Origin of the sequence: Novosphingobium sp. TCA1, from assembly GCF_009811895.1 — a bacterium.
Taxonomy (GTDB): Bacteria; Pseudomonadota; Alphaproteobacteria; order Sphingomonadales; family Sphingomonadaceae; genus Novosphingobium; species Novosphingobium panipatense_A.
Genome location: NZ_BLJH01000027.1, coordinates 18,333 through 40,104, shown reverse-complemented (window position 1 = coordinate 40,104; position 21,772 = coordinate 18,333). Strand labels below are relative to the sequence as shown.

The following is a 21,772-nucleotide window of genomic DNA, read 5'->3' as shown; positions in this document are numbered from 1 at the left end:
TTCACCGACATGACGCCGCACGATACGTTCGATCGCAGCCTGCTGGAACGCAGGCGTTTCCTGGCCCTTGGCGGCGCGCTGGCCGGAAGTCTCGGCCTGGCAGGTGCGGTTCCGGTTTGGGCGCGCAGCGGAACCTCCGGTATCCGTCATGCAAGCAACGCATCGGGCGTTCTCAGCGGAAATTCCATCGCGCTCCAGATCGGTGAAAGCCATTTCGCGACTGGCGGGCGCTCGGGTCACGCGGTCACCGTCAACGGTACGCTGCCCGCGCCGCTGCTGCGCCTTCGTGAAGGCCAGACGGTGCGGATCGCCGTGACCAACCATTTGAAAGTCCAGAGTTCCATCCATTGGCACGGGCTGCTGGTGCCGTTCCAGATGGACGGCGTTCCAGGTGTCAGTTTCCCAGGTATCGATCCGGGCGAGACGTTCGTCTACGAGTTCCCGCTCACCCACTCCGGCACGTTCTGGTATCACTCGCACTCCGGCATGCAGGAGGCCGAGGGGCTGTTCGGCCCGATCGTGATCGATCCCGCCGATGCCGATCCGATCGCTTGCGACCGCGAGCATGTGCTGGTGCTTTCGGACTGGAGCCCGATCCATCCGCACGAGCAGATGCGGCGGTTGAAGATGCAGGGCGGCTACTTCAACCGGCAGCGCCAAACGCTTTCCGGGCTGTTGGCGGGCAAGGACCAGTCGCTGGCCGACCGTCTTGCCTGGGCGCAGATGCGCATGGATGCGACCGACATCTCCGACGTGACCGGGGCGACTTACAGCTTTCTGATCAATGGCCATGGCCAGGCCGAGAACTGGACCGGCCTGTTCCGGCCCGGCGAAAAAGTGCGGCTGCGGGTCATCAACGCCTCCTCGATGACCAATTTCAACTTCCGCGTGCCGGGCCTGCCCCTGACCGTGGTGGCGGCGGACGGCAATCCGGTGCAGCCGGTCGAAACCGACGAAGTGCAGATCGCCATTGCCGAGACTTACGACTTCATCGTCGAGCCCGGCGCCGCCGAAAGCTACGGTGTGATTGCCGAGGCCATCGACCGTTCCGGTCAGGTTCGCGCGACCCTGGCACAGCGTCCCGGCCTGGTTGCGGAGACGCCCGGGCTGCGCGCGCGGCCCGTCCTTACCATGCGCGACATGGGTATGGACATGGCCGGCATGGAGATGGGCGAAGACGGTGCAATCGATCTCAGCAAGCCCGCCGAGACCTCGATGTCCGGTCACTCGATGTCGATGCGCGATCCCTCGGTTGCGCTGGGGGTGAAGATGGGGCCGGGCGTCGCGACGCTTTCGCCCATGCCGGTGGACCGGCTTGCCGATCGGCCGACCGGGCTGGAGGCGGTCGATCACCGCGTGCTGACTTATGCGGATTTGCGTGCACGCAAAACCAATCCCGATCCGCGCGTGCCGAGCAGGCAGGTCGATGTGCATCTGACCGCCAATATGGAGCGGTACATGTGGTCGATGGACGGTAAGGCAATGTCGGAAAACCCGGATCCGATCCCTTTCCGTCTGGGCGAACGGGTGCGGGTCAATCTCGTCAATGACACGATGATGCCGCATCCGATCCATCTGCACGGGCATTTCTTCGAACTGGTGAGCGGCGAGCCGGGGCACCGGGCGCGCAAGCACACCGTCAACGTCCTGCCGGGCGGCAAAGTCTCGTTCGACCTTACCGCCGATGCCGAGGGCGATTGGGCCTTCCACTGCCACATGCTGCTGCACATGCATGCTGGGATGATGCGCGTCGTCACTATTCGCCGCGAGGGGGAGGGTTGATGGTGCGTCGTTTCGCGATCCCGGCGGCGCTCATGTTGGTGGCCTCCCCGCTTGCCGGTCAGGATCATGGCGATATGGATCATGGGCAGATGGACCATTCCGGCCATGCCTTGTCGGAGAGCCCGGTATCGGACGACGCTGGCGATCAGCCGGGCGATGCGCCGCCTCCGCCGGTGCCGACTGATTTTCCGGCCACGCGTTTCTTCCCCGCCGAACGCATGGCCGCTGCGCGTGCGGCGATGGTGAAGGAAATGGACTTCAACACTTTCGCGCTTCAGGTCGACCGGCTCGAATATCGCGCGGGTAAGGACGGCGACGGGTTCGGTTGGGAAGGGCAGGCCTGGTACGGGGGTGATATCGACCGGATCGTGCTGGCGAGCGAAGGCGAGGGGACGTTCGGTGAACGGGCCGAGCGCATCGAACTCAGCGCCTACTGGCGCCATGCGCTCGATCCCTGGTTCAATCTCCAACTGGGCGTTCGCCAGGACTTCCGGCCCGATCCGCAGCGCAGTTATGCGCTTGTCGGCATCGAGGGACTGGCGCCTTACTGGTTCGAGATCGGCGGGCAGTTGCTGGTTTCCGACAAGGGAGACCTCCACGCGCGCGGCAAGGCGGGATATCAGCAGCGCATCACCCAGTCGCTGGTGCTGGAGCCCGAGGCCGAAGTCGACTTCGCCTTTCAGGACGTGCCGGAGCTGGCCGTCGGCGCCGGGTTCGAGCGGATCGAACTCGGCGCGCGGCTGCGGTACGAACGCAACCGCTCGCTGGCGCCCTATCTGGGTGTGAACTGGGAGCGCAAGCTGGGCGAAACCGCGCGTCTGGCACGGGCCTCGGGAGAGGGGGCTTCGGATGTTTCGGCGGTGTTCGGGATACGCGCGATGTTCTGAGCGCGTGAGACGAATTAGGCGAATTCTGACATTTACGGCCGTCAATGGGGGAAATCCCGGATGTCCCCTGAGACAGGGGGAACGTACCTAGAGCGCGGGTGGTGGGCAGCGAGGTATTATGCACCGATCTGCACACGTTCGTTCGAAGATGCTCGGCTCCACCGGCCTGGCGCTTCTGGTTCCCGCTCTGCTCATGGCCATGCCGGCCGGGGCGCAGACCGTGGGCTCCCTGCCGACAGGCGGCACCTTCGTAGGCGGCACCGGCGCGATAGCGGTGTCTGGCACGACGATGACGATCACCCAGGGTTCGAACCGCGCGGTGATCGACTGGGGCGACTTTTCCATCGGCGCGGATCGCAAGGTCCAGATCGACAATGCGGCGGGTGCGACGCTCAACCGGGTGCTGGGCGGGCAGCTTTCGCGGATCGACGGTACGCTTTCGGCCAGCGGGTCTGTCTATCTGATGAACCCGGCGGGGATGATCGTCGGGCCGGGCGGCAAGGTTCTGACCGGCGGCAGTTTCGTCGGTTCCACGCGGGCCATCGATCCGGGCGCTTTCATGGCGGGCGGCGCGGTGCGCGCCAGCGGCGGGTCGGCGGGGGGAATCGAGAACCTCGGCACGATCAGTGCAGGTGAGGCGGGCGGCGAGGGCAGCGTCGTTCTGATCGCGCGCTTGGTGACCAATAGCGGCCTGATCAGCGCGCCGCGCGGGCGGGTGACGCTGGCGGCGGCGGACGAGGTATTGCTGGCGACGACCGACGGCAAGGCGGACGGTATCTACGTTTCCTATGGCGAATCCGGTCGCGGAGACGTGACCCAGACCGGCCGGATCGAGGCGGCGGCGGCCGCGCTCAAGGCGGCGAACGGCAATGTCTTCGCGTTGGCGGGCAATCGCGACGGTCTGATCCAGGCCACCGGAACCGCCACGATCGACGGGCAACTGTGGCTGACGGCGCCCTCGGGCACGGTGGAAGTGGGCGGAACCCTGGCGGCAAGCCGGGCGGACGGCAGCGGCGGGCTGGTCGGCGTCAACGGGCAGCAGGTCCATTTGGCGACGGGGGCGGAGATCCGCGCCACCGGAACAAAAGGCGGCGAAGTGCTGATCGGCACGTCCGGCTATGCCAGCGGCGCCGACATCGCGCAGGAAACCACGATCGCGGACGGCGCGCGGATCCTTGCCGGAGGGCCGGGAGGCGGGGGACGCATCGAGACGTCCGGGCGCCGCTTCGATCTGGGCGCCGCTACCATCGCGGCGGGCCCGGGCGGGCAGTGGCTGGTCGATCCCGACGATATCCTGATCGATGCCGCCGCCGCCGCGACGATCACCGGCTCGCTCGATGCCGGGACCGACGTGCTGCAACAGACGACGGCAGGCGGAACCGGCGGCTTCGGCGACATCACCGTGGCCGCGCCGATCATCTGGACCGGCAGTGGCGGATTGACGCTGGATGCCGTGCGCGACGTCATCATCGGCCAGCCCATCTCGGGCGGCGGCGCGCTGACGATCAATGCCCAGCGCGACGTTTTGGTCACGGCGGCGGTCTCTGCCAGCCAGCTCTCCGCCGTCCTGCCGGGCACGCTGACCATTGGTGCGGGCGGGTCGATAAGCGCCAGCGGCGCCCTTGGACTGGAAACCGGCATTTTCGTCAATGCGGCAGGGGCGGGGGCGGTTTCGTCGAGCGGCGGCAACTGGTTCGTCGCCTCGAACGATCCGGCAGGCGACAGTGACGGCGGCCTCACGCCGGATTACTACGCCTACGATTACGGCAATATCACCGCGCCTCCGGCAGCCGGAAACGGGCGCTACTACCGCGTCGCGCCGAGCGTGAGCTTCACGCTGGGGCCGGTGGTGAAGGACTACGACGGCACAACCCTGGCCACGCTGGACGACAGCAACACCACAGTCACCGGCCTGATCAACGGTGACGACTGGGCGCTCGACGGCGCCTATGCCGACAAGAACGCAGGCAGCGGCATTGCCGTGACCGCCAGCAACTTCACCGCGAACAAGGGCGGGATTCCGGTCTTCGGCTATACGGTGACGACACCCAGCGTCACCGATACGGTCGGCGCGATCAACCGCATGGCGCTGACGGCGGCGATCGTCGGCACGCCGACCAAGACCTACAACGGCACGACGGCGGTATCGCTGACCTCCGCCAACTTCGAGCTTACCGGCGTCGCCGCCGGGGAGACGATCACGGTCGGTGGCGCCGCCACTGCCGCCTATGCCGCGCCCGATGCGGGGGCGCAGGACGTAAACGCCACTTTCGCCGCACCGAACTTCACGGCCGGGGCGGGGACGGACCTTGCCAACTATATCCTGCCCACCACCGGCCTTGGCGCAGGGCAGATCGATCCGGCATCCCTGATCATCAGCGGCCTCGTGGCCGACGACAAGGTCTACGACAGCACCACCGCCGCCGTGCTCGACACCTCCCGGGCTTCGATCTTCGGGATCGTCGGCGGCGACGATGTGACGCTGGACTTTTCCGGCGCCACCGGCCTGTTCGCCACCAAGAACGTGGGCAACGCGATTGCCGTGACGGCCACCGGCGTGGTCCTGAGCGGTGCGGACGCGGGCAATTATGTGGTGGGGCAGCCCAGCGGACTGGCCGCCAACATCACCCGTGCGCCCCTGGTGGTCACCGGCATTACCGCCAACGACAAGGTCTACGACGGCACCGTCGTCGGCACCGTCAATACCGACGGGATTCAGGTGAGCGGGCTTTTCGCCGGCGATCTGATCGTGCCCGTTGCGGCGCCGGGCGCACAGATCGTCTTCGCTTCCAAGAACGTCGCGAACGGCATTCCCGTGACGATCAGCGGCCTTACTTTGGCCGGGCCGGATGCGGGCAATTACGACTTCAGCTTTTCCTCCACCCTCACCGCCGCAATCACTCCGCGCCCGCTGACAGTGACCGGCAGCGGCATGCCGACCAAAGTCTACGACGGCACGACCTCGGCCATCGTCACGTCCGGGCAGGTGGCGCTCGGCAATATCGTTGCCGGGGAATCGATCTTGCTGACCCAGGCTTCGGCGCTCAACTATGCCTCGAAGAACGTCGGCATCTGGGACATCGACGTCTCGCTGAGTCCCTCGGACTACGTGGCCGGGCCGAATACGCTGCTGTCCAACTACACCCTGCCCACCATCGGCACGATCCAGGGCGAGATCACCCCCGCGCCGCTGAGCATCACCATCATCGGCAATCCCACCAAGACTTACGACGGCAATGCTTCCGCCTCGCTCGGCCCGTCGAACTTCCAGGTGGACGGCTGGGTGAGCGGCGAAGGCGCAACCGTCACCCAGACGCAAGGCACTTACGCTTCCGCCAATGCCGGGATCTGGACGGTTTCCGCCAATTTGGACGCCGGCAACTTCACGGCCGATCCCGGCACCCTGCTGTCGAACTACATCATTCCCTCGCCGGTCACCGGCCTCGGCACGATCATAAGGCGCAATCTCGGCCCCGGCGTGATCGTGGTGGACATCACCGCCAATCCCACCAAGGTCTACGACGGCACGACGGTGGCCACGCTGGTCCCCTCGGACTACACGCTGAGCGGCTTCATCACCGGCGAGGGGGCCACGATCACCCAGACCGTGGGTGAATATGGCAGCGCCAATGCGGGGCCGCAGGCCGTGACCGTCCAGCTTGCGCCCGGCGACTTCGATCCTTTCGCCAATACCAATCTCGACAACTATACCCTGCCGACCGAGGCCACCGGCATCGGCACGATCCTGCGCGCGCCCCTGACCGCCAGCATCGTGGGCAATCCCACGCGGGTCTACAACGGCACGACACGCGTAGGCCTCAATTCCAGTTATTTCGAGATATCGGGCCTTGTCAGCGGCGAGAGCATGACGGTGGTCTCCCGCGTGGGCGACTACGACAGCCGCAACGCGGGCAGCCGCTCGATCCTGGTGGCGCTGCCTTCCGCCTCGGAATTCGTCGCCGGGGCGAACACCCTGCTCACCAACTATGTCCTTCCGGTGGAGGCCGCCGGGCCGGGCACGATCACGCCCGCGCCCCTCAATGTCCTTGGCGTAAGCGCGCAGAACAAGGTCTACGACCAGACCACGCTGGCGCAGCTGGCGGGCACCGCCACGCTCTACGGCCTCGTCACCGGGGACGACGTGACGCTGGATCCCTCGGCCTCGACCGGGATCTTCGCGAGTGCCAATGTCGGAAACGGCATTGCGGTGACGGCATCGGGCTATTCGGTGACCGGGGCGGACGTGGGCAATTACCAGCTGTTCCAGCCCAGCGGACTGGTGGCCAATATCACCCCGCGCGGTTTGACGATCGCCAACCTGACCGCGCTGGACAAGTTCTATGACGGCACCACGGCCGCCACGCTTTCCGGTTCGGCGACGCTTTCGGGCGTGCTGGCGGGAGACGACGTGGCGCTGAACGGGGGCGGTTCCTCGGCCAGCTTCCTCCAGTCCAACGTCGGCACCGACCTTCGCGTCAATGTCGGCGGCTTCGCCATTTCCGGGGCGCAGGCGGGCAATTACACGCTTTCGCAGCCTTCCGGGCTGACGGCGGACATCAATCCGCTGGCCCTGACCGGCAGCATCCTTGGCAATCCCACCAAGACATATGACGGCACCACCCAGGTCTCGCTCACCGCCGCCAACTATGCATTGTCCGGCTTCATCGCGGGCGAGGGCGGCACGATCCGCCAGTCCGCCGGGGCCGCTTACGACAGCCCGAACGTGGGCGCGCGCACGGTGACCGCCAATCTGGTGGTCTCGGACTTCGCAGCCAATGCCGGAACGCTGCTGTCCAACTACGTCCTGCCGACCAGCATTTCCGGGCCGGGCACGATCACCCAGGCCCAGCTTTTCGCCGTGATCACGGGCAATCCCACCAAGGTCTACGATGCCACGAGTGCCGCGTTCCTGACCCCGGCAAACTACGGATTGAGCGGCTTCGTCTCCGGCGAATCCGCGCAAGTGACGCAGGCCTCGGGCACTTACGACAGCAAGAACGTCGGTTCGCGCGTGGTCACGGCTGCCCTCGGCGCGGGCGATTTCACGGCCGGGGCAGGCACCGATCTGGCCAACTACCTGCTGCCCGTCAGCGCGACCGGGGCGGGCACGATCACCCAGGCCACGCTGCAGGTGGTGGGCGTGAGCGCGCTGGACAAAGTCTACGACGGCACCACGCTGGCGCAGCTGGACAGCAGCGCGGGCTCCCTTTCGGGCGTGCTCGGCAGCGATGTCGTGACGCTGGTGTCCGGCAGCGCCAGCGGGCAGTTCGCCACGAAGAACGTGGGCACCGACATTCCCGTGACCGCCACCGGCTACAGTGCCGCGGGCACCGATGCGGCCAACTATATCGTGCTCCAGCCCGTCGGCCTCGCTGCGGACATTACCGAGGCGACCATCCAGCTCGCCTCCGTCACCAGGGTTTACGATGCCACCACCGGCCTGCCCACGGTGGGCAGCGCCTATACGCTCTCCGGCGTCGTCGCGGGGGATACGGTGAATGTCGAGGCGGCCGGCATCGCCGGTTCCTACGACACCAAGAACGTCGGCACCGGCAAGCTGGTATCGCTGACCGGGCTGGCGATCGGCGGCGCCGATGCGGGCAACTACACGATCGCCTCCAGCGTCACCGATGCCGCGATCGGCACGATCACCCCGGCCACTCTCGACGTGATCGGCGCAGTGGCACAGGGCAAGACTTACGACCAGAGCGCGGTTGCCCAGATCAACAATAGCGGCACCGCTCTTAGCGGTGTGTTGGGAACGGACGACGTTTCCCTTACCCAGCTGGCGACGACCGGCACTTTCGTGGACGGCGCGGGCAATCCCACCGCCAATGCCGGAACCTGGAGCGTGCGGACGACCGACTACGGCGTGACCGGCACCGATGCGGGCAACTATACGCTGGTCCAGCCCCTGGGCCTGTCCGCCACGATCGACCGGCTCCAGATTTCCCTGGCCTCGGTCACCAAAGTCTACGACGGCACCACCACGCTCCCCACCGCCTCGAGCGGCTATGCCTTCACCGGCGTGCTGGGCGGGGACAGCGTGATCGCGGAGACCTCCGCCGTCTCGGGCCAGTATGACGACAGCGCCAATGTCGGCACGGCCAAGCCGGTGACGGTCAACAACCTGGGCCTGTCCGGGGCCAGCGCGGGCAATTATGTGCTTCCCCCGAGCATTACCGGTGCGATCGGCACGATCACCCAGGCACAGCTCACCGCGACGATCGTGGGCAATCCCACCAAGACTTACGACGGCAACGACCTCGCTGCCCTGACCGACGCCAATTACCAGATCTCCGGCTTCGTGACGGGAGAGGGGGCCACGGTGGGGCAGAGCTCGGGCACTTACGATACCGTCAACCAGGGCAGCCAGAACGTTACCGCGCTGCTTTCCTCCGGGGATTTCACGGCGACCGGCAGCACCCTGCTGAGCAACTATGTCCTGCCCACCAGCGCCGTGGGGCTGGGCACGATCGATCCGCGCCTGCTGACGGTCTCCGGCGTCTTCGCAGAGGACAAGGTCTACGACGGCAATACCGCCGCCACTCTGAACAGCTTCGGCGCGGTGCTGAACAACGTCGTTTCCGGTGATACCGTCGCGCTCGATTCCACCGGGGCGAGCGGCACTTTCGCCACCCGCAATGTCGGCACCGATATTGCGGTTACGGCCTCGGGCTATGTGCTGACCAACAATCCTTTCGGCAACTATGTGCTGGAGCAGCCGACCGGCCTTTCCGCCGACATCACCCAGGCGCTGATCCAGCTTGCCGGGGTCACCAAGGTCTACGACGCCACGCTGGCGCTGCCGACGCTGGCCTCCGCCTATAGCCTGAGCGGCGTGGTCGCGGGCGATGACGTGAGCGTGAATACCTCCTCTATCCTCGGCGCCTATGCCGATCCGAACGTGGCGATCGGCATCAATGTGACGCTGACGGGCCTTGCGCTCTCGGGCGGGGATGCGGGCAACTACAGCATCGTCAGCGATGTGACCGCGCAGCCGATCGGCCAGATCACGCCCGCCGCGCTGACCGCGATCGTCATCGACAATCCGACGAAAGTCTACGACGGCACCACCACGGCCACGCTGGCACCGGGCAATTACCAGCTAAGCGGGTTCATGACCGGCGAAGGCGCCACCGTTTCCCAGACCTCCGGGACTTACGGCAGCGCCAATGCGGGGGTCAGCACGGTTACCGCCCTCCTCGCCGCGGGCGATTTCACGGCTACCGCCGGCACGCTGCTGTCGAACTATACCCTGCCCACCAGTGCCGTGGGAGACGGCACGATCACTCCCGCCACGCTGTCGGCAGTGATTGTGGGCGATCCCACCAGGACTTACGACGGCACCGATCTGGCCGCGCTGACCAGCGCCAATTACCAGCTGACCGGCTTCATCGGCAGCGAGAGTGCCACCGTCACCCAGACGGCTGGTACTTACGCCTCCGCCAATGCGGGGGACTGGCTGGTCACCGCGCTGCTTTCCTCGGGCGACTTTACAGCGGGCGCGGGCACGCTGCTGGACAATTACGTCCTGCCGACCAGCGCCGCGGGAATGGGCACGATCGACCGCGCCACCCTGACCGCCACGGTGATCGGCAATCCGACCAAGACTTACGACGGCAACACGGTCGCCGCCCTGACCGCGGCGAACTACGCGCTTGCCGGTTTCGTCACGGGCGAAGGCGCCAGCGTGGGACAGACGGTGGGCGCCTACGATCTGGCCGACGCCGGGCCGCGCACGGTCACCGTCAACCTGGGCGCAGGGGACTTCACCGCCAATTCCGGCACATTGCTGTCGAACTATGTGCTTCCCGCCAGTGCCACGGGTGCGGGCACGATCGACCGCGCCGCGCTCTCGGCGGTCATCGTCGGCAATCCCACCAGGACTTACGACGGCACGACCACGGCCACGCTCACGCCGGGCAACTATCTGCTGTCCGGCTTCGTCACCGGACAGGGCGCCACCGTCACCCAGACGCTGGGCGCCTATGCCAGCGCGAATGCGGGCAGCAGGCTGGTGACGGCCAATCTGCTCGCGGGGGACTTTATCGCTGATCCCGGCACGCTGCTGGCGAACTATATCCTGCCGACCGAGGCGGCAGGCCTCGGCACCATCGATCGCGCAGTGCTGAGCGCGGCGATCGTGGGCAATCCCACCAAGACCTACGACGGCAATGCCGCCGCCCGCCTCAACACGCTGAACTATGCCCTGAGCGGCTTCATCGGCAGCGAAAGCGCCACGGTCAGCCGCAGCATCGGCACATATGACAGCCCCAATGCGGGCAGCCGCACGGTCACGACCAATCTTGCCGCGAGCGATTTTACCGCATGGGCCGGAACGCTTCTGGACAACTACGTGCTGCCCACCAGCGCTTCGGGCGCGGGGCTGATCCAGCGGGCGGCGCTGGGCGTCTCGATCATCGGCATTCCGACGAAGACATATGACGCCACCACGCTCGCCGTGCTTGCGCCCGGCAACTACAGCTTCATCGGCTTCGCGCCGGGCGAGGGGGCCACGGTGCTCCAGACGAGCGGCACTTACGCCTCGCCCAACGCGGGCTTCCGCCAGATCGACACGGTTCTGGGCGCCGCCGATTTCGCGCCGACCGGCAGCACCCTGCTGGACAACTACATCCTGCCGACAAGCGCCAGCGGCATCGGCCTGATCGAGCGCGCGGTGCTGACCGCGACCATCATCGGCAATCCCACCAAGACTTACGACGCCACGACCGCCGCCACGCTGACGAGCGCCAACTACGCGCTTTCCGGCTTCGTCGCCGGGCAGGGCGCCACCGTCATCGAGACAGTCGGTAGCTACGACAGCGCCAATGCGGGCGCGCGCACCGTCACTGCCGTGCTCGGCAGTTTCGACTTCGTGGCGGACGGCGGCACCTCGCTGCTCAACTACGTGCTTCCGGCCAGTGCCAGCGGGGCGGGGACGATCAACCCTCGCCCCCTCGATGGGCGCGCCGTGGACGGTGCCATCGTCGGCTTTCCGACGAAAGTCTACGACGGCACGACGGTGGCCTTTCTGACGCCCGCCAATTACGAACTGGTCGGTTTTCTCGGCAGCGACGGTGCCATCGTCACGCAGACGCGCGGTACTTACGGCGGCAAGGACGTGGGCGCCCATCTGATCACCGCAGACCTGACACCGGGTGATTTCACGCCGGTCGGCTCGACCATCCTCTCTAACTACCTTCTGCCCACGCGGGTCTTCGGTCCGGGCCGGATCACGCCGGCACTGCTCTCCGCCGCCATCGTGGGCAATCCCACCAAGACCTACGACGGTACCGATGCCGCCGCGCTGACCGGGGCGAACTACGCCCTGACCGGCTTCGCCCCCGGAGAGGGCGCGGCGGTGACGCAGACCTCGGGCAGCTATGCGAGCGTCAATGCGGGCATCTGGACCGTCACCACCGGCCTCGACGCGGCGGACTTCACAGCCGAGGCCAATACCCTGCTGTCGAACTATATCCTGCCGACCGCGGCGTCCGGGCAGGGCACCATCGCGCAGGCGGTGCTCACCGCCGCCATTGTCGGCAATCCCACGCGCACTTATGACGGCACCACGGCGATCGGCCTCATGCCCGGCAACTATGTGCTCACCGGCTTCGTCGGCAGCGACGGGGCCACTGTGACGCAGACGCAGGGCCGTTACGACAGCATAAATGCCGGCGCGCGGATCGTTACCGCGCTGCTTTCGGGCGGGGACTTCACGGCGACCGGCAGCACGCTGCTGCCCAACTATGTGCTGCCCACCAGCGCCTCGGGCGCCGGAGCGATCGAGCGTGCGGTGCTGACGGCGGCGATCGTCGGCAATCCGAGCAGGGCGTATGACGGCACCGCCGATGCCGTGCTGGCGCGCGGAAACTACGCGCTCACCGGCTTCGTGGCGGGAGAGGGCGCGGGCGTGACGCAGACGCGCGGGTACTACGACGGCGTCAATGCGGGCAGCCACGCGGTGAGCGCGGCGCTGGCGGAGGCGGACTTCGCCGCCAATGCCGGGACGCTGCTCTCCAACTACGTCCTGCCGACAAGCGCCTCGGGGGACGGCACGATCACCCGGGCCAACCTCTCGGTGGCGATCACCGGCAATCCCACCAAGGCCTGGGACGGCAATACCGATGCCCAGCTCGTGCCCAGCTTCTACACGATCACCGGCTTCGCGGCCGGGGAGGGGGCGACGATCACGCAGGGCTTCGGCACTTACGCCGATGCCTCGCCCGGTCGGCATCAGGTGACGGCGCTGCTTTCGCTTGCGGATTATACGGCCGATGCCGGGACGCTGCTGTCGAACTACAACCTGCCGGAACTGGCCGAAGGGCCGGGGACCATCCGCCCGCCGTTCGGCTGCAATTCGGCCTCCTCGTGCTTCCCCGATCCGCCCGACTTCGCCCGGTTCGCGGCGGGGGCCTTCCCGCGCTTCTACATCGTCTATCCCAGCATCTTCCCGCGCTATCAGGGCCACACCAACGCCCTGGCCGCTATGCCGAGCATTCTCGATCCGGGCGGGACGGAGCGGACGGCGGACGGCTGGCTGATCCGCAAGCGCAGCACCGTGCTCAATTCCAGCGAGCAGATTCTCGCGCGCGGCGGCGGCAGCATGGAAGTGCGCATCCGCTACGAAGCGCCTGCTCCGGCGATCGGTCTCGGGGCACCTGGGGGACAATGATGCAATCGAAGAAATCGCGCAGCCGGGTCGTCCCGGCCCTTACGGCGTCTGCACTTCTCGCGCTGGCCTTGCCTACCCTAGCGGTCGCGCAGGACTTTGAGCGACGCCTGCCGCAGACGCCGCCCACTCCCGGCGCTCCGCAGGTTCCGGTCCCACCGCAGGCCGCGCCACTGCCGGCGGACGGTACGACGCTGGTTCCGGTGCTGCGCGGGCTGGTTTTCGTCAACGGTCCCGGCGCGGTGCAACCGGCGGGGATTGCGCCTGAAAGCCTGGGGCAGGGTATCGCCGTGCGCGGGCTGCCGCTGCTTTCCGGCCCGGCCTTCGACGCTGCCGTGCGGCCCTATCTCGGCCGTCCGCTCACCCGCGCAGACCTCGACGCGCTGGTGCGCACCGTGCAGGATACCTACCGCGCGGGCGAGCATCCTTTCGTCGATGTCAGCGTGCCGCCCCAGAACGTGCAGAGCGGCGTCGTGCAGGTGGTGGTTACCGAATACCGCGTGGGCGCGATCGAGGTTACCGGAAATCGCCATTTCTCCACACGGCTGATCCGCGGCATGAGCGATCTGGAGCCGGGCGAGGTGCTGACCCTGCCGCGTCTGCGTGAGGCGCTGGACGACTACAACCGCAATTCCTTCCTCACCGTGGACGGCGTGCTGCGCCCCGGACAGGGAACCGGCACCACCGACCTCGTGCTGGAAGCGCATGACCGGCTGCCGCTGCGCGTCTACGGCGGCTACGACAACCAGGGCGTGGCCACGCTCGGCCGTGACGAATGGTTCGTCGGCTTCAACTGGGGCAATGTGCTGGGCACCGGCCAGATCCTGTCCTACCAGTTCACCCGCAGTTTCGAGGGCCGCTACACCTCGCACTCGGCCAGCGACGTCATTCCGATCTCGCCCGCCGACAAGCTGTTGATCTTCGGCGCCTATGCGACCCAAAAGCCCAGGATCGCGGAGCTGTTCGACAGCAAGGGCCACTCCGGGCAGGTCAGCGCGCGCTTCGTCCATGACTTGCGCGGCAGGGGCGCGCTGAAGACGAGCATCCAGCTCGGCATCGATTACAAGCGGGCGGACAGCAATCTGGAATTCCTCGGCTTCCGCGTGCTGGATACGGCGGTGGAAGTGTTCCAGCTGCCGATCGTCTTCACGGCCTCGCTGGACGACAGGCTGGGCCAGACGGTGATCGAGAACCAGATGGTGTTCTCCCCCGGCGGCGTGACCGCGCACAACCACGATGCCGACCTCCAGCAACTGGTGCCTTACGCCAAGTCCACTTACGCCTACGACCGGATATCGGTGACCCGCACGACCTGGCTGCCCGGGCGCATGAGCTGGGTGCTGCGCGGCATGGCGCAGATCGCCACCAGTAACCTGCCCTACAGCGAACAGCTTGCGGCAGGCGGCCTCGGCAGCGTGCGCGGCTACGATCCCAATACCGCGCTGGGCAGCGAAGGCTTCCTGCTCAAGACCGAACTGAACGCGCCGTCCTTCTCCGTCATTTCGGGCAGCGGCACGTTCCAGGACCAGATGCAGCTTGGCCTCTTCGTGGACTACGGCAAGGTCTGGCAACGCCGCCGCCTGCCGGATTCGCCCAAGAACGCCGAACTGGTGAGCGTGGGCGGCAAAGTCCACTACACGCTCGGCCGCTATCTCGATCTCGAGGTGGACCTTGGCCACCAGCTCCAGAAAGCGCCTTTCGCGCGGGATCGCGATACCCGGCTGGCGGTAACGGCAACGGTTGGGTTCTGAGAGTTTTCTGAATTCAGGCGCGTTTCTACAGGCTTCTACCGATGGCTCGCCCCGGCGGAATTGACGATCCTTGCCAAGGATTTTCCGTTCCCGGCTGGAGTGATAGGCCATGCGATACAGGCCATGCGGGTTTTCAATCGCGATAGCGGGATGGCTCGCCGCACCTTGCGTGCTGGCGCAGGAGGCAGCCCCGCTTCCTGAGGCCGCAGGACCGCCTGCGCCCGCCGAGCCGGTGAAGAAGGAATCGAAGTTCCACCGCGCATTCTTCGACGAGACTGACGGCAAGCTCGATTTCTCGAACTTCATGGCCAAGGGCGGCTTCTTCCCGATGCCGGTGATCATCACCGAACCGGCGGTGGACGGCGGTTTCGGTGTGGTCGCGCAGTTCATCACCGTGCCCAAGGACAATCCCAAACGCGTCACCCGGCGCATGCTGGGTGCGGTCAAGACCGGCAACGGGTCCTACGGCTACGGCTATTTCCAGTCCGGTTCGGCCTTCGGAGACCGGGTGAGCTACAAGTTCGGCGTCGGCCGGGGCAAGGTGACGCTCAAGGCCTACCCGGAAATCCTGCCTTCCGGTCTCGAATATACCAACAAGTACGATTACGGCGCGCTGGCTTCGGTGCGGCTGCATCTGGCCGACCCGCGCTTCTCGCTCGGTCCGCTGTTCGACTTCCGCAAGCTGCATTCGCGCATAGACCTCGATATCGAGGATCTGCCCGAGCGGTTTTCCGATTTCGAGCGCAAGCTGAAGACCGGGGCGCTCGGCTTCGGCGTCCATTTCGACAACCGCGACAATGCCATGACACCTACCCAGGGCTACAACGTTTACGCCGAGGCCAAGTTCAACGACGGCGCTTTCGGCAGCGACCGCGATTTCCAGATCTACGACGTCCACGGCTACGGTTTCCAGAAACTCTCGCCCGCGTGGCGGCTGGGGGCCAAAGTGGAAGTGGACGCGATCCGGGGACACTATCCGGTCTACTTCGCCTCCTCGATCAACTTGCGCGGCGTCGAGGCCCGGCGATACCAGGGCGAGACGGCGGTCAGCACCGAAGTGGAAGTGACGCGCCAGATCAGCCCGCGCTGGGCGCTGCTGGGCTTTGCGGGGCTGGGTTTCACCGATGCCGGCGGGGCGCGGATCTTCGACGATTCCGGCGCGAAGATCGCAGGCGGCGCGGGCTTTCGCTATCGCATCGCCCGCAAGCTCGGCCTCGATGCGGGGATCGACGTGGCCTACGGCCCTTCGGGCGCGGTGTTCTATCTCCAGTTCGGCCACGCCTGGGCGTTCAATCTGGATTGAAAATGCCCGGATGGGCATTTTCGAAGCGGCACCGGCTCACACCCCCACAAAAAAATGGATGGGAGCGCGCTGCGCTCCCATCCACCTTCGGACCTATCGGCTGCGAGAGCGGTCAGTCCACCGCCATGGCCGCCGCGGCCAGCTTTTCGAGGTCGAGATACTGCTCCTTCTCGACCGAGACCCCGACACCGAAGATCGTGCCGTTCTTGAACTCGCCGGGCGAGCTGTAGTCCTCGCTGACCGCATCGCCGCTGTCGCGCCCGATGCACAGGCCGTCGCCGGACAGCGTGAACTTGCCCAGCTGGGTTTTCATGTCGCCGGAGTCGACCGCCTGCTCGTTGACGTAGAGCGTGGTCTTGCCCAGCGATTCGCCGTATTCGCCTGACTTCTCGCGGATGAACTCCATGCCCAGCGAATACTTGCCGGGGACGAGCTTGTCGGACGTGAACTTCTGCTCCGGCTTAATGCCGAGGAAGTTGTAGACGTAATGCAGCTTGCCGTCCTTGATGAACAGCGAGTGCCCGCCGAAGCGTGAGCCATGGGCGAAGATCACGCCTTCGGTGCTGTCGGTGATCTCGACATCGGCGATGATCTTGTAGCTGCGCCCGCGCACGTTGACGGCCACGCCTTCCGGCACCGGCGAAGTGCCGGGATAGTAGACGTAGCGCTCACGCGGCGCTTCGGTGGAGGGGCGTTCGGTGCCCAGCACTTCGGCGGCGCTGCGATCGTCGAGCGGGAGCACGTTGTTGGCGTCCGCTTCCTCGAACCAGGCCTTGATCAGGGCCTCCAGCTTTTCGGGATGCTCCTTGGCCAGGTCGATCGATTCCGAGCGGTCCTTGTCGACATGGTAGAGTTCCCAGTCGTCCTGGTCGAAGTGGCCCTTGCCGGTCAGCGGGGCATGGATCGCGGCGGCCTTCCAACCGTCTTCCCAGATGCCGCGCGTGCCGAGCATGGCGTAGTACTGGCGCTTCTTCCGCGTGGCGCCGTCGGCTTCGAAGCTGTACTTCATCGACACGCCGGAAAGCGGATGCTGCTTCACCCCGTGGAAGGTTTCCGGCATCTCGATGCCGATGCATTCCAGCAGGGTCGGAACCAGATCCACCGCGTGGTGGTATTGGTTGCGCACTTCGCCCTTGGCCTTGATGCCCTTGGGCCAGGAAATGATCATCGGGCAGGCGGTGCCGCCCGCATATTCCGAATAGCGCTTGAACATCTTGTACGGCGCCGAGAATGCCGCCGCCCAACCGGTGGGATAGTGGTTGTAGGTTTCCGGCCCGCCCAGCACGTCGAGATACTTGAGGTTCTCTTCGATCGAATCGGGATAGTTGTTGAAGAACTTGTTCTCGTTGACCGAACCGTTCGGCCCGCCTTCGCCGGAAGCGCCGTTGTCGGAGCAGTAGAGGACGATGGTATTGTCCAGCTGGCCGCTCTGTTCCAGGTAGTCGATCAGGCGTCCGACCTGCACGTCGGTATATTCGGACATGCCGGCATAGACTTCGGCCATGCGCGAAAAGAGCTTCTTCTCCTCGGCGCTCAGTTCCTCCCAGGGGCGGACGTAGTCGCCGGGGTTGGCCTGATCCTCGCGGACGGGGTTGAAGTCTTCCAGCCTGGTGTCGGCGGGCAGCAGGCCCTTCTCGATCATCCGGGGCACCACCCACTTGCGATAGGCGTCGTAGCCGTCGTCGAACTTGCCCTTGTACTTGTCGGCATATTCCTTGGGCGCGTGGTGCGGTGCGTGGTTGGCGCCGGGGCAGAGCCACATGAACCAGGGCTTGGACGGGTTGCTGGCCTTCTGGTCGCGGATCATCTGCATGGACTGGTCCACCAGGTCCTTCGACAGGTGATAGCCGTCCTCGGGCAGATAGGGCTGGTCGATGAACTTGTTGTCCTCGACCAGATCGGGATACCAGTTGTTGGTCTCGCCGCCGAGGAAGCCGTAATAGCGGTCGAAGCCCTTCTGGAGCGGCCATTCCGACTTCGGCCCGCCCGAGCAGATGTCCTGTTCGGGCACGTTGTGGTCCTTGCCCAGCCAGAAGGTGCTGTAGCCGTTGGCCTGGAGAACCTGGCCGATCGACATGCAGTTTTCAGGCACGCGGCCGCTCCAGCCCGGAAAGCCATTGGAGGCCTCGGTGATGCAGGACATGCCGTTGAGGTGGTGGTTGCGCCCGGTCAGGAAGCACGAGCGCGTCGGCGAGCACAGCGCCGTGGTGTGCCACTGCGTATAGGTAAGCCCGCGATCGGCCAGCTTCTGGAGCGTCGGCATGTTGATGGCGCCGCCATAGGGCTGCCACGCGGCCTGTCCGGTATCGTCGTAGAGCACGATCAGGACATTGGGCGCGTCCTTCGGCGCGACGGGCGGCAGGAACGGTTCCCAATCCGCTTTCGAATCCCTGATATCGAGCTTGATGACGCCTTTGAATTCCTTCTGGGACACGGCCGGTCTCCTTTGCGTGGGGGCGTGACGCGCCAAGGACGGTTCGGCGGCTCCTGCGGCACGTCACGCTTCTTGGGGTACCGGATCGTCGGATCGAAGCCATCGGGACTCTCCCGAGGAAGGCCGGGGCGATTCCCTGACATGTTTGAAAATCCGCCGCAGGCGGATTTTGCGGCACCGGCCCACGCCCCCACCCGACCTCCCATTCAGTGTATCCTAGATGGGAGGCCGGGTGGGGGCGTGGGCCGGTGCCGCATTCAAAAATGCCCATGCGGGCATTTTTCAGATGGGCATCCCATCCTGGCCCTGCGGGTTTCTCCCCATGCGAAGCCGCGGAAATAGCCGATAGCCATGGCCGCTCATGCGCGGGAGCCTTTGTGGAGACGCAAAGGGAGAATGAGGCAATGAGGATCCCGGCGATGAAGCATTTCGTGCTTCCGGCCGCGCTGCTCTCGGCAGGCGCGATGAGCGAACCGGCGCGCGCGCAGGAAGCCGAGCCACCGTCAGGCACAGGGGCAAGCGCCGCGTCGGACGGGCAGGCCCTGGCCGACCAGCTCGCCAATCCGGTGTCCAGCCTGATCTCGGTGCCGCTGCAATCCAACTACGATTGCTGCTACGGCCCGGCGGGCGGAGACCGCTATACCCTGAACATCCAGCCCGTGATCCCGCTCGGATTATCGAAGGACTGGAACCTGATCACCCGCACCATCCTGCCGGTGATCAGCCAGGAGGAAACGGTGCGTGGGGCGGGCGGCGACACGGGGCTGGGCGATACGCTCCAGAGCTTCTTCCTCTCTCCCAAGGCGGCGAAGAACGGCATCGTCTGGGGCGTGGGGCCGGCGATCCTCTGGCCCACCGGCAAGTCCACCTTCACGGCCGACAAGTTCGGCGCAGGGCCTACGGCGGTGCTGCTCAAGCAAAACCGGGGCCTCACTTACGGCTTCCTCGCCAATCACATCTGGTCCTTCGCAGGCAAGTCTTCCGCAAACAGCGTGAGCCAGACCTTCATGCAGCCCTTCATCACCAAGACCCTGCCCGATTCCACCAGCTTCGCGCTCAATACCGAGACCAGCTACGACTGGAAGAACAAGGACTGGGTGGTGCCGGTGAACCTGTCGGTCAGCCATGTCGTGAAGTTCGGCAAGCAGCCGGTGAGCCTGGGCGTGGGCGCGCGCTACTATCCCGAACGTGCGCGCAACGGGCCCGAATGGGGCGCCCGTTTCGTGATGACGCTGCTGTTCCCGGAATAGGATGAATAGCGGATCAATTCCGGGCGAACTCGGAACAAACCCCGATGGGGTTGTCTCCCGCAGGGGCCGATAGTCGGGACGGCCGGGAGGTCCGGCGACCTCACAGGAGAAACCATATGGCACGTTCCGGTTTTGTCGGATCGGCTCTGGCGGCAGGCGCGGCGCTTTTGGCCGTGGCAGTGCCGATCGCGGCCCAGGCGCAGAGCGCTGCGACCGCGGCAGACGCCTCAAGCCCGATCGACCCCGCCGCCATGAAGGCGATGGACGGCATGAGCGCCTTCCTGCTGACGCTGGGCAGCTTCCGCGTGACCGGCGAGGCGACCACCGAGCAGGTGCTGCTGACCGGCCAGAAGATCCAGTTCGGCGGCACTTTCGACATTCTCGCCCGGCGGCCCGACGCCTTCAAGATCGTCACCGATTCCGACCGCCAGAGCCGCGAGATGTATTACGACGGCAAGACTTTCACGATCTTCGCCCCGCGCGTCGGCTATTACGCCAGTTTCGAGGCGGCTTCCTCGATCGGGCTGACGATCGACAAGGCCAAGCGGGAATACGACATCGAGCTTCCGCTGGCGGACCTGTTCACCTGGGGCACCGACCAGACCCTGCGCTCGCGCGTGCAGGAGGCCATGGTGGTCCGCCCCGAGACCATCGGCGAGCGCAAGTGCATGCACTATGCCTTCCGGCAGGAGAAAGTGGACTGGCAGATCTGGATCGAGGACGGCGCCCGCCCGCTGCCCTGCAAGATGGTGATCACCAACAAGGACGATCCGGCCATGCCGCAATATGTCGCGGTGCTGCACTGGGATACGCAAGTGAAGCCCGGTCCGGCCGATCTGACATTCACGCCGCCCGCCGGCGCCCATCGCATCACCATGGCGGATATAGACGGCACCGCAGCCGCATCGGGCAAGGGAGAAGCACAATGAACGGAATCGTTCGCACGCCGCTGGCGCTCGTCGCCGGACTTGCCCTGGCGGCGGTGGAGATCGCCCCGGCCCATGCCTTGGGCCTGCCGCTGGAGGCCCGAGATGTGAGCGGCGAAGCGGCCATGGCCCCGCAGCGCCGTCCCTCCGGTGGAGGTCAGCACGCGCGCCCACCCGCAGGCGGCGGCGCCCATGCCGCTGCCGCGCGTCCTGCCGCGACCCGTACCGCGAGCGGACGCCCGCCCGTCCGCGCCAGTGCCTCGACCAACGTGAACCACAACGTCGATCGCAACCGCAACGTGAACCGGAACGTCAACCGCAACGTCGATGTGAACGTCCACGGTGACTATCACGGCGGCTACCACGACGACTGGGACGATTGGGACGATCACTGGCACCCGGTGGCGACGATGGCAGTCGCCGCCACCACCGCCGCGGTGGTCGGGTCGATCGTCAGGAGCGTTCCGCCCAGCTGCACGACCACCGTGGTCAACGGCATCAGCTACTCGCAATGCGGCAATACCTGGTATCAGCCGCAGTACTCGGGATCATCCGTGCAATACGTGGTGGTCAACCCGCCGCGCTGAGCGAAGAGCCAAGGGAAAAAGGGCGGCGCAGGTCTTCTGCGCCGCCCTTTTTGGCTGTGCGAGTTGAAGGCAGCGTGACGGCCCTCTTGCATCCTGCTAGAGCAGCCGGGCCGAGAATAGAGTTGCAGGGTGGTGTCTCCTGCGCCCCCGAGAGGGTTCTTCCCAGCCACGGCGTCA

General features: G+C 66.0%; 9 protein-coding genes. 8 read left to right on the top strand and 1 reads right to left on the bottom strand.

Annotated features, from left to right (window positions below; all coding sequences use genetic code 11):
* Nucleotides 1–9 precede the first annotated feature (9 nt).
* The 5 genes from NTCA1_RS22565 (at nt 10) to NTCA1_RS22545 (ending at nt 16,398) form a co-directional block, all read left to right on the top strand.
* Nucleotides 10–1,782 (top strand): copper resistance system multicopper oxidase, encoded by a 1,773-nt coding sequence (locus tag NTCA1_RS22565; protein ID WP_159831917.1) that lies wholly within the window; start codon nt 10–12, stop codon nt 1,780–1,782.
* Nucleotides 1,782–2,669 carry a copper resistance protein B gene (locus tag NTCA1_RS22560; protein ID WP_159831916.1) on the top strand — a complete coding sequence of 296 codons (888 nt, stop codon included), beginning with the start codon at nt 1,782–1,784 and terminating at the stop codon, nt 2,667–2,669. The genes NTCA1_RS22565 and NTCA1_RS22560 overlap by 1 nt, the downstream gene beginning before the upstream one ends.
* 118 nt (nt 2,670–2,787) lie before the next feature.
* Nucleotides 2,788–13,347 (top strand): YDG domain-containing protein, encoded by a 10,560-nt coding sequence (locus NTCA1_RS22555; protein ID WP_159831915.1) that lies wholly within the window; start codon nt 2,788–2,790, stop codon nt 13,345–13,347.
* The gene (locus NTCA1_RS22550; RefSeq protein WP_159831914.1) at nt 13,347–15,095 is read left to right on the top strand and encodes a ShlB/FhaC/HecB family hemolysin secretion/activation protein; all 1,749 of its coding nucleotides are present in this window, start codon (nt 13,347–13,349) and stop codon (nt 15,093–15,095) included. The genes NTCA1_RS22555 and NTCA1_RS22550 overlap by 1 nt, the downstream gene beginning before the upstream one ends.
* A gap of 109 nt (nt 15,096–15,204) precedes the next feature.
* Nucleotides 15,205–16,398 (top strand): BamA/TamA family outer membrane protein, encoded by a 1,194-nt coding sequence (locus NTCA1_RS22545; RefSeq protein ID WP_159831913.1) that lies wholly within the window; start codon nt 15,205–15,207, stop codon nt 16,396–16,398.
* 112 nt (nt 16,399–16,510) lie between these two features.
* Here NTCA1_RS22545 and NTCA1_RS22540 read toward each other — a convergent pair whose 3' ends face one another.
* Complete coding sequence (locus NTCA1_RS22540; RefSeq protein WP_159831912.1) at nt 16,511–18,832, bottom strand: arylsulfatase; 2,322 nt, start codon at nt 18,830–18,832, stop codon at nt 16,511–16,513.
* Between the two features lie 404 nt (nt 18,833–19,236).
* On the opposite strand from NTCA1_RS22540, the gene NTCA1_RS22535 reads away from it, so the two are divergent.
* From NTCA1_RS22535 to NTCA1_RS22525, 3 genes are all read left to right on the top strand, one after another.
* Nucleotides 19,237–20,082, top strand: a complete 846-nt coding sequence (locus NTCA1_RS22535; protein ID WP_159831911.1) for a hypothetical protein — start codon at nt 19,237–19,239, stop codon at nt 20,080–20,082.
* Between the two features lie 116 nt (nt 20,083–20,198).
* Nucleotides 20,199–21,011, top strand: coding sequence for a DUF2092 domain-containing protein (locus NTCA1_RS22530; RefSeq protein ID WP_201282570.1), 813 nt, complete (start codon nt 20,199–20,201; stop codon nt 21,009–21,011).
* Nucleotides 21,008–21,595: a hypothetical protein gene (locus tag NTCA1_RS22525; protein WP_159831910.1), complete on the top strand. Its 588-nt coding sequence runs from the start codon at nt 21,008–21,010 to the stop codon at nt 21,593–21,595. The genes NTCA1_RS22530 and NTCA1_RS22525 overlap by 4 nt, the downstream gene beginning before the upstream one ends.
* The last annotated feature ends 177 nt before the right edge of the window (nt 21,596–21,772 follow it).

What these genes read in the sequence shown, in the direction of transcription:
- NTCA1_RS22535 (WP_159831911.1), top strand. Translation starts at nt 19,237, where the DNA reads ATGAGGATCCCGGCGATGAAGCATTTCGTGCTTCCGGCCGCGCTGCTC.
- NTCA1_RS22565 (WP_159831917.1), top strand. Translation starts at nt 10, where the DNA reads ATGACGCCGCACGATACGTTCGATCGCAGCCTGCTGGAACGCAGGCGT.
- NTCA1_RS22555 (WP_159831915.1), top strand. Translation starts at nt 2,788, where the DNA reads ATGCACCGATCTGCACACGTTCGTTCGAAGATGCTCGGCTCCACCGGC.
- NTCA1_RS22545 (WP_159831913.1), top strand. Translation starts at nt 15,205, where the DNA reads ATGCGATACAGGCCATGCGGGTTTTCAATCGCGATAGCGGGATGGCTC.
- NTCA1_RS22530 (WP_201282570.1), top strand. Translation starts at nt 20,199, where the DNA reads ATGGCACGTTCCGGTTTTGTCGGATCGGCTCTGGCGGCAGGCGCGGCG.
- NTCA1_RS22560 (WP_159831916.1), top strand. Translation starts at nt 1,782, where the DNA reads ATGGTGCGTCGTTTCGCGATCCCGGCGGCGCTCATGTTGGTGGCCTCC.
- NTCA1_RS22550 (WP_159831914.1), top strand. Translation starts at nt 13,347, where the DNA reads ATGCAATCGAAGAAATCGCGCAGCCGGGTCGTCCCGGCCCTTACGGCG.
- NTCA1_RS22525 (WP_159831910.1), top strand. Translation starts at nt 21,008, where the DNA reads ATGAACGGAATCGTTCGCACGCCGCTGGCGCTCGTCGCCGGACTTGCC.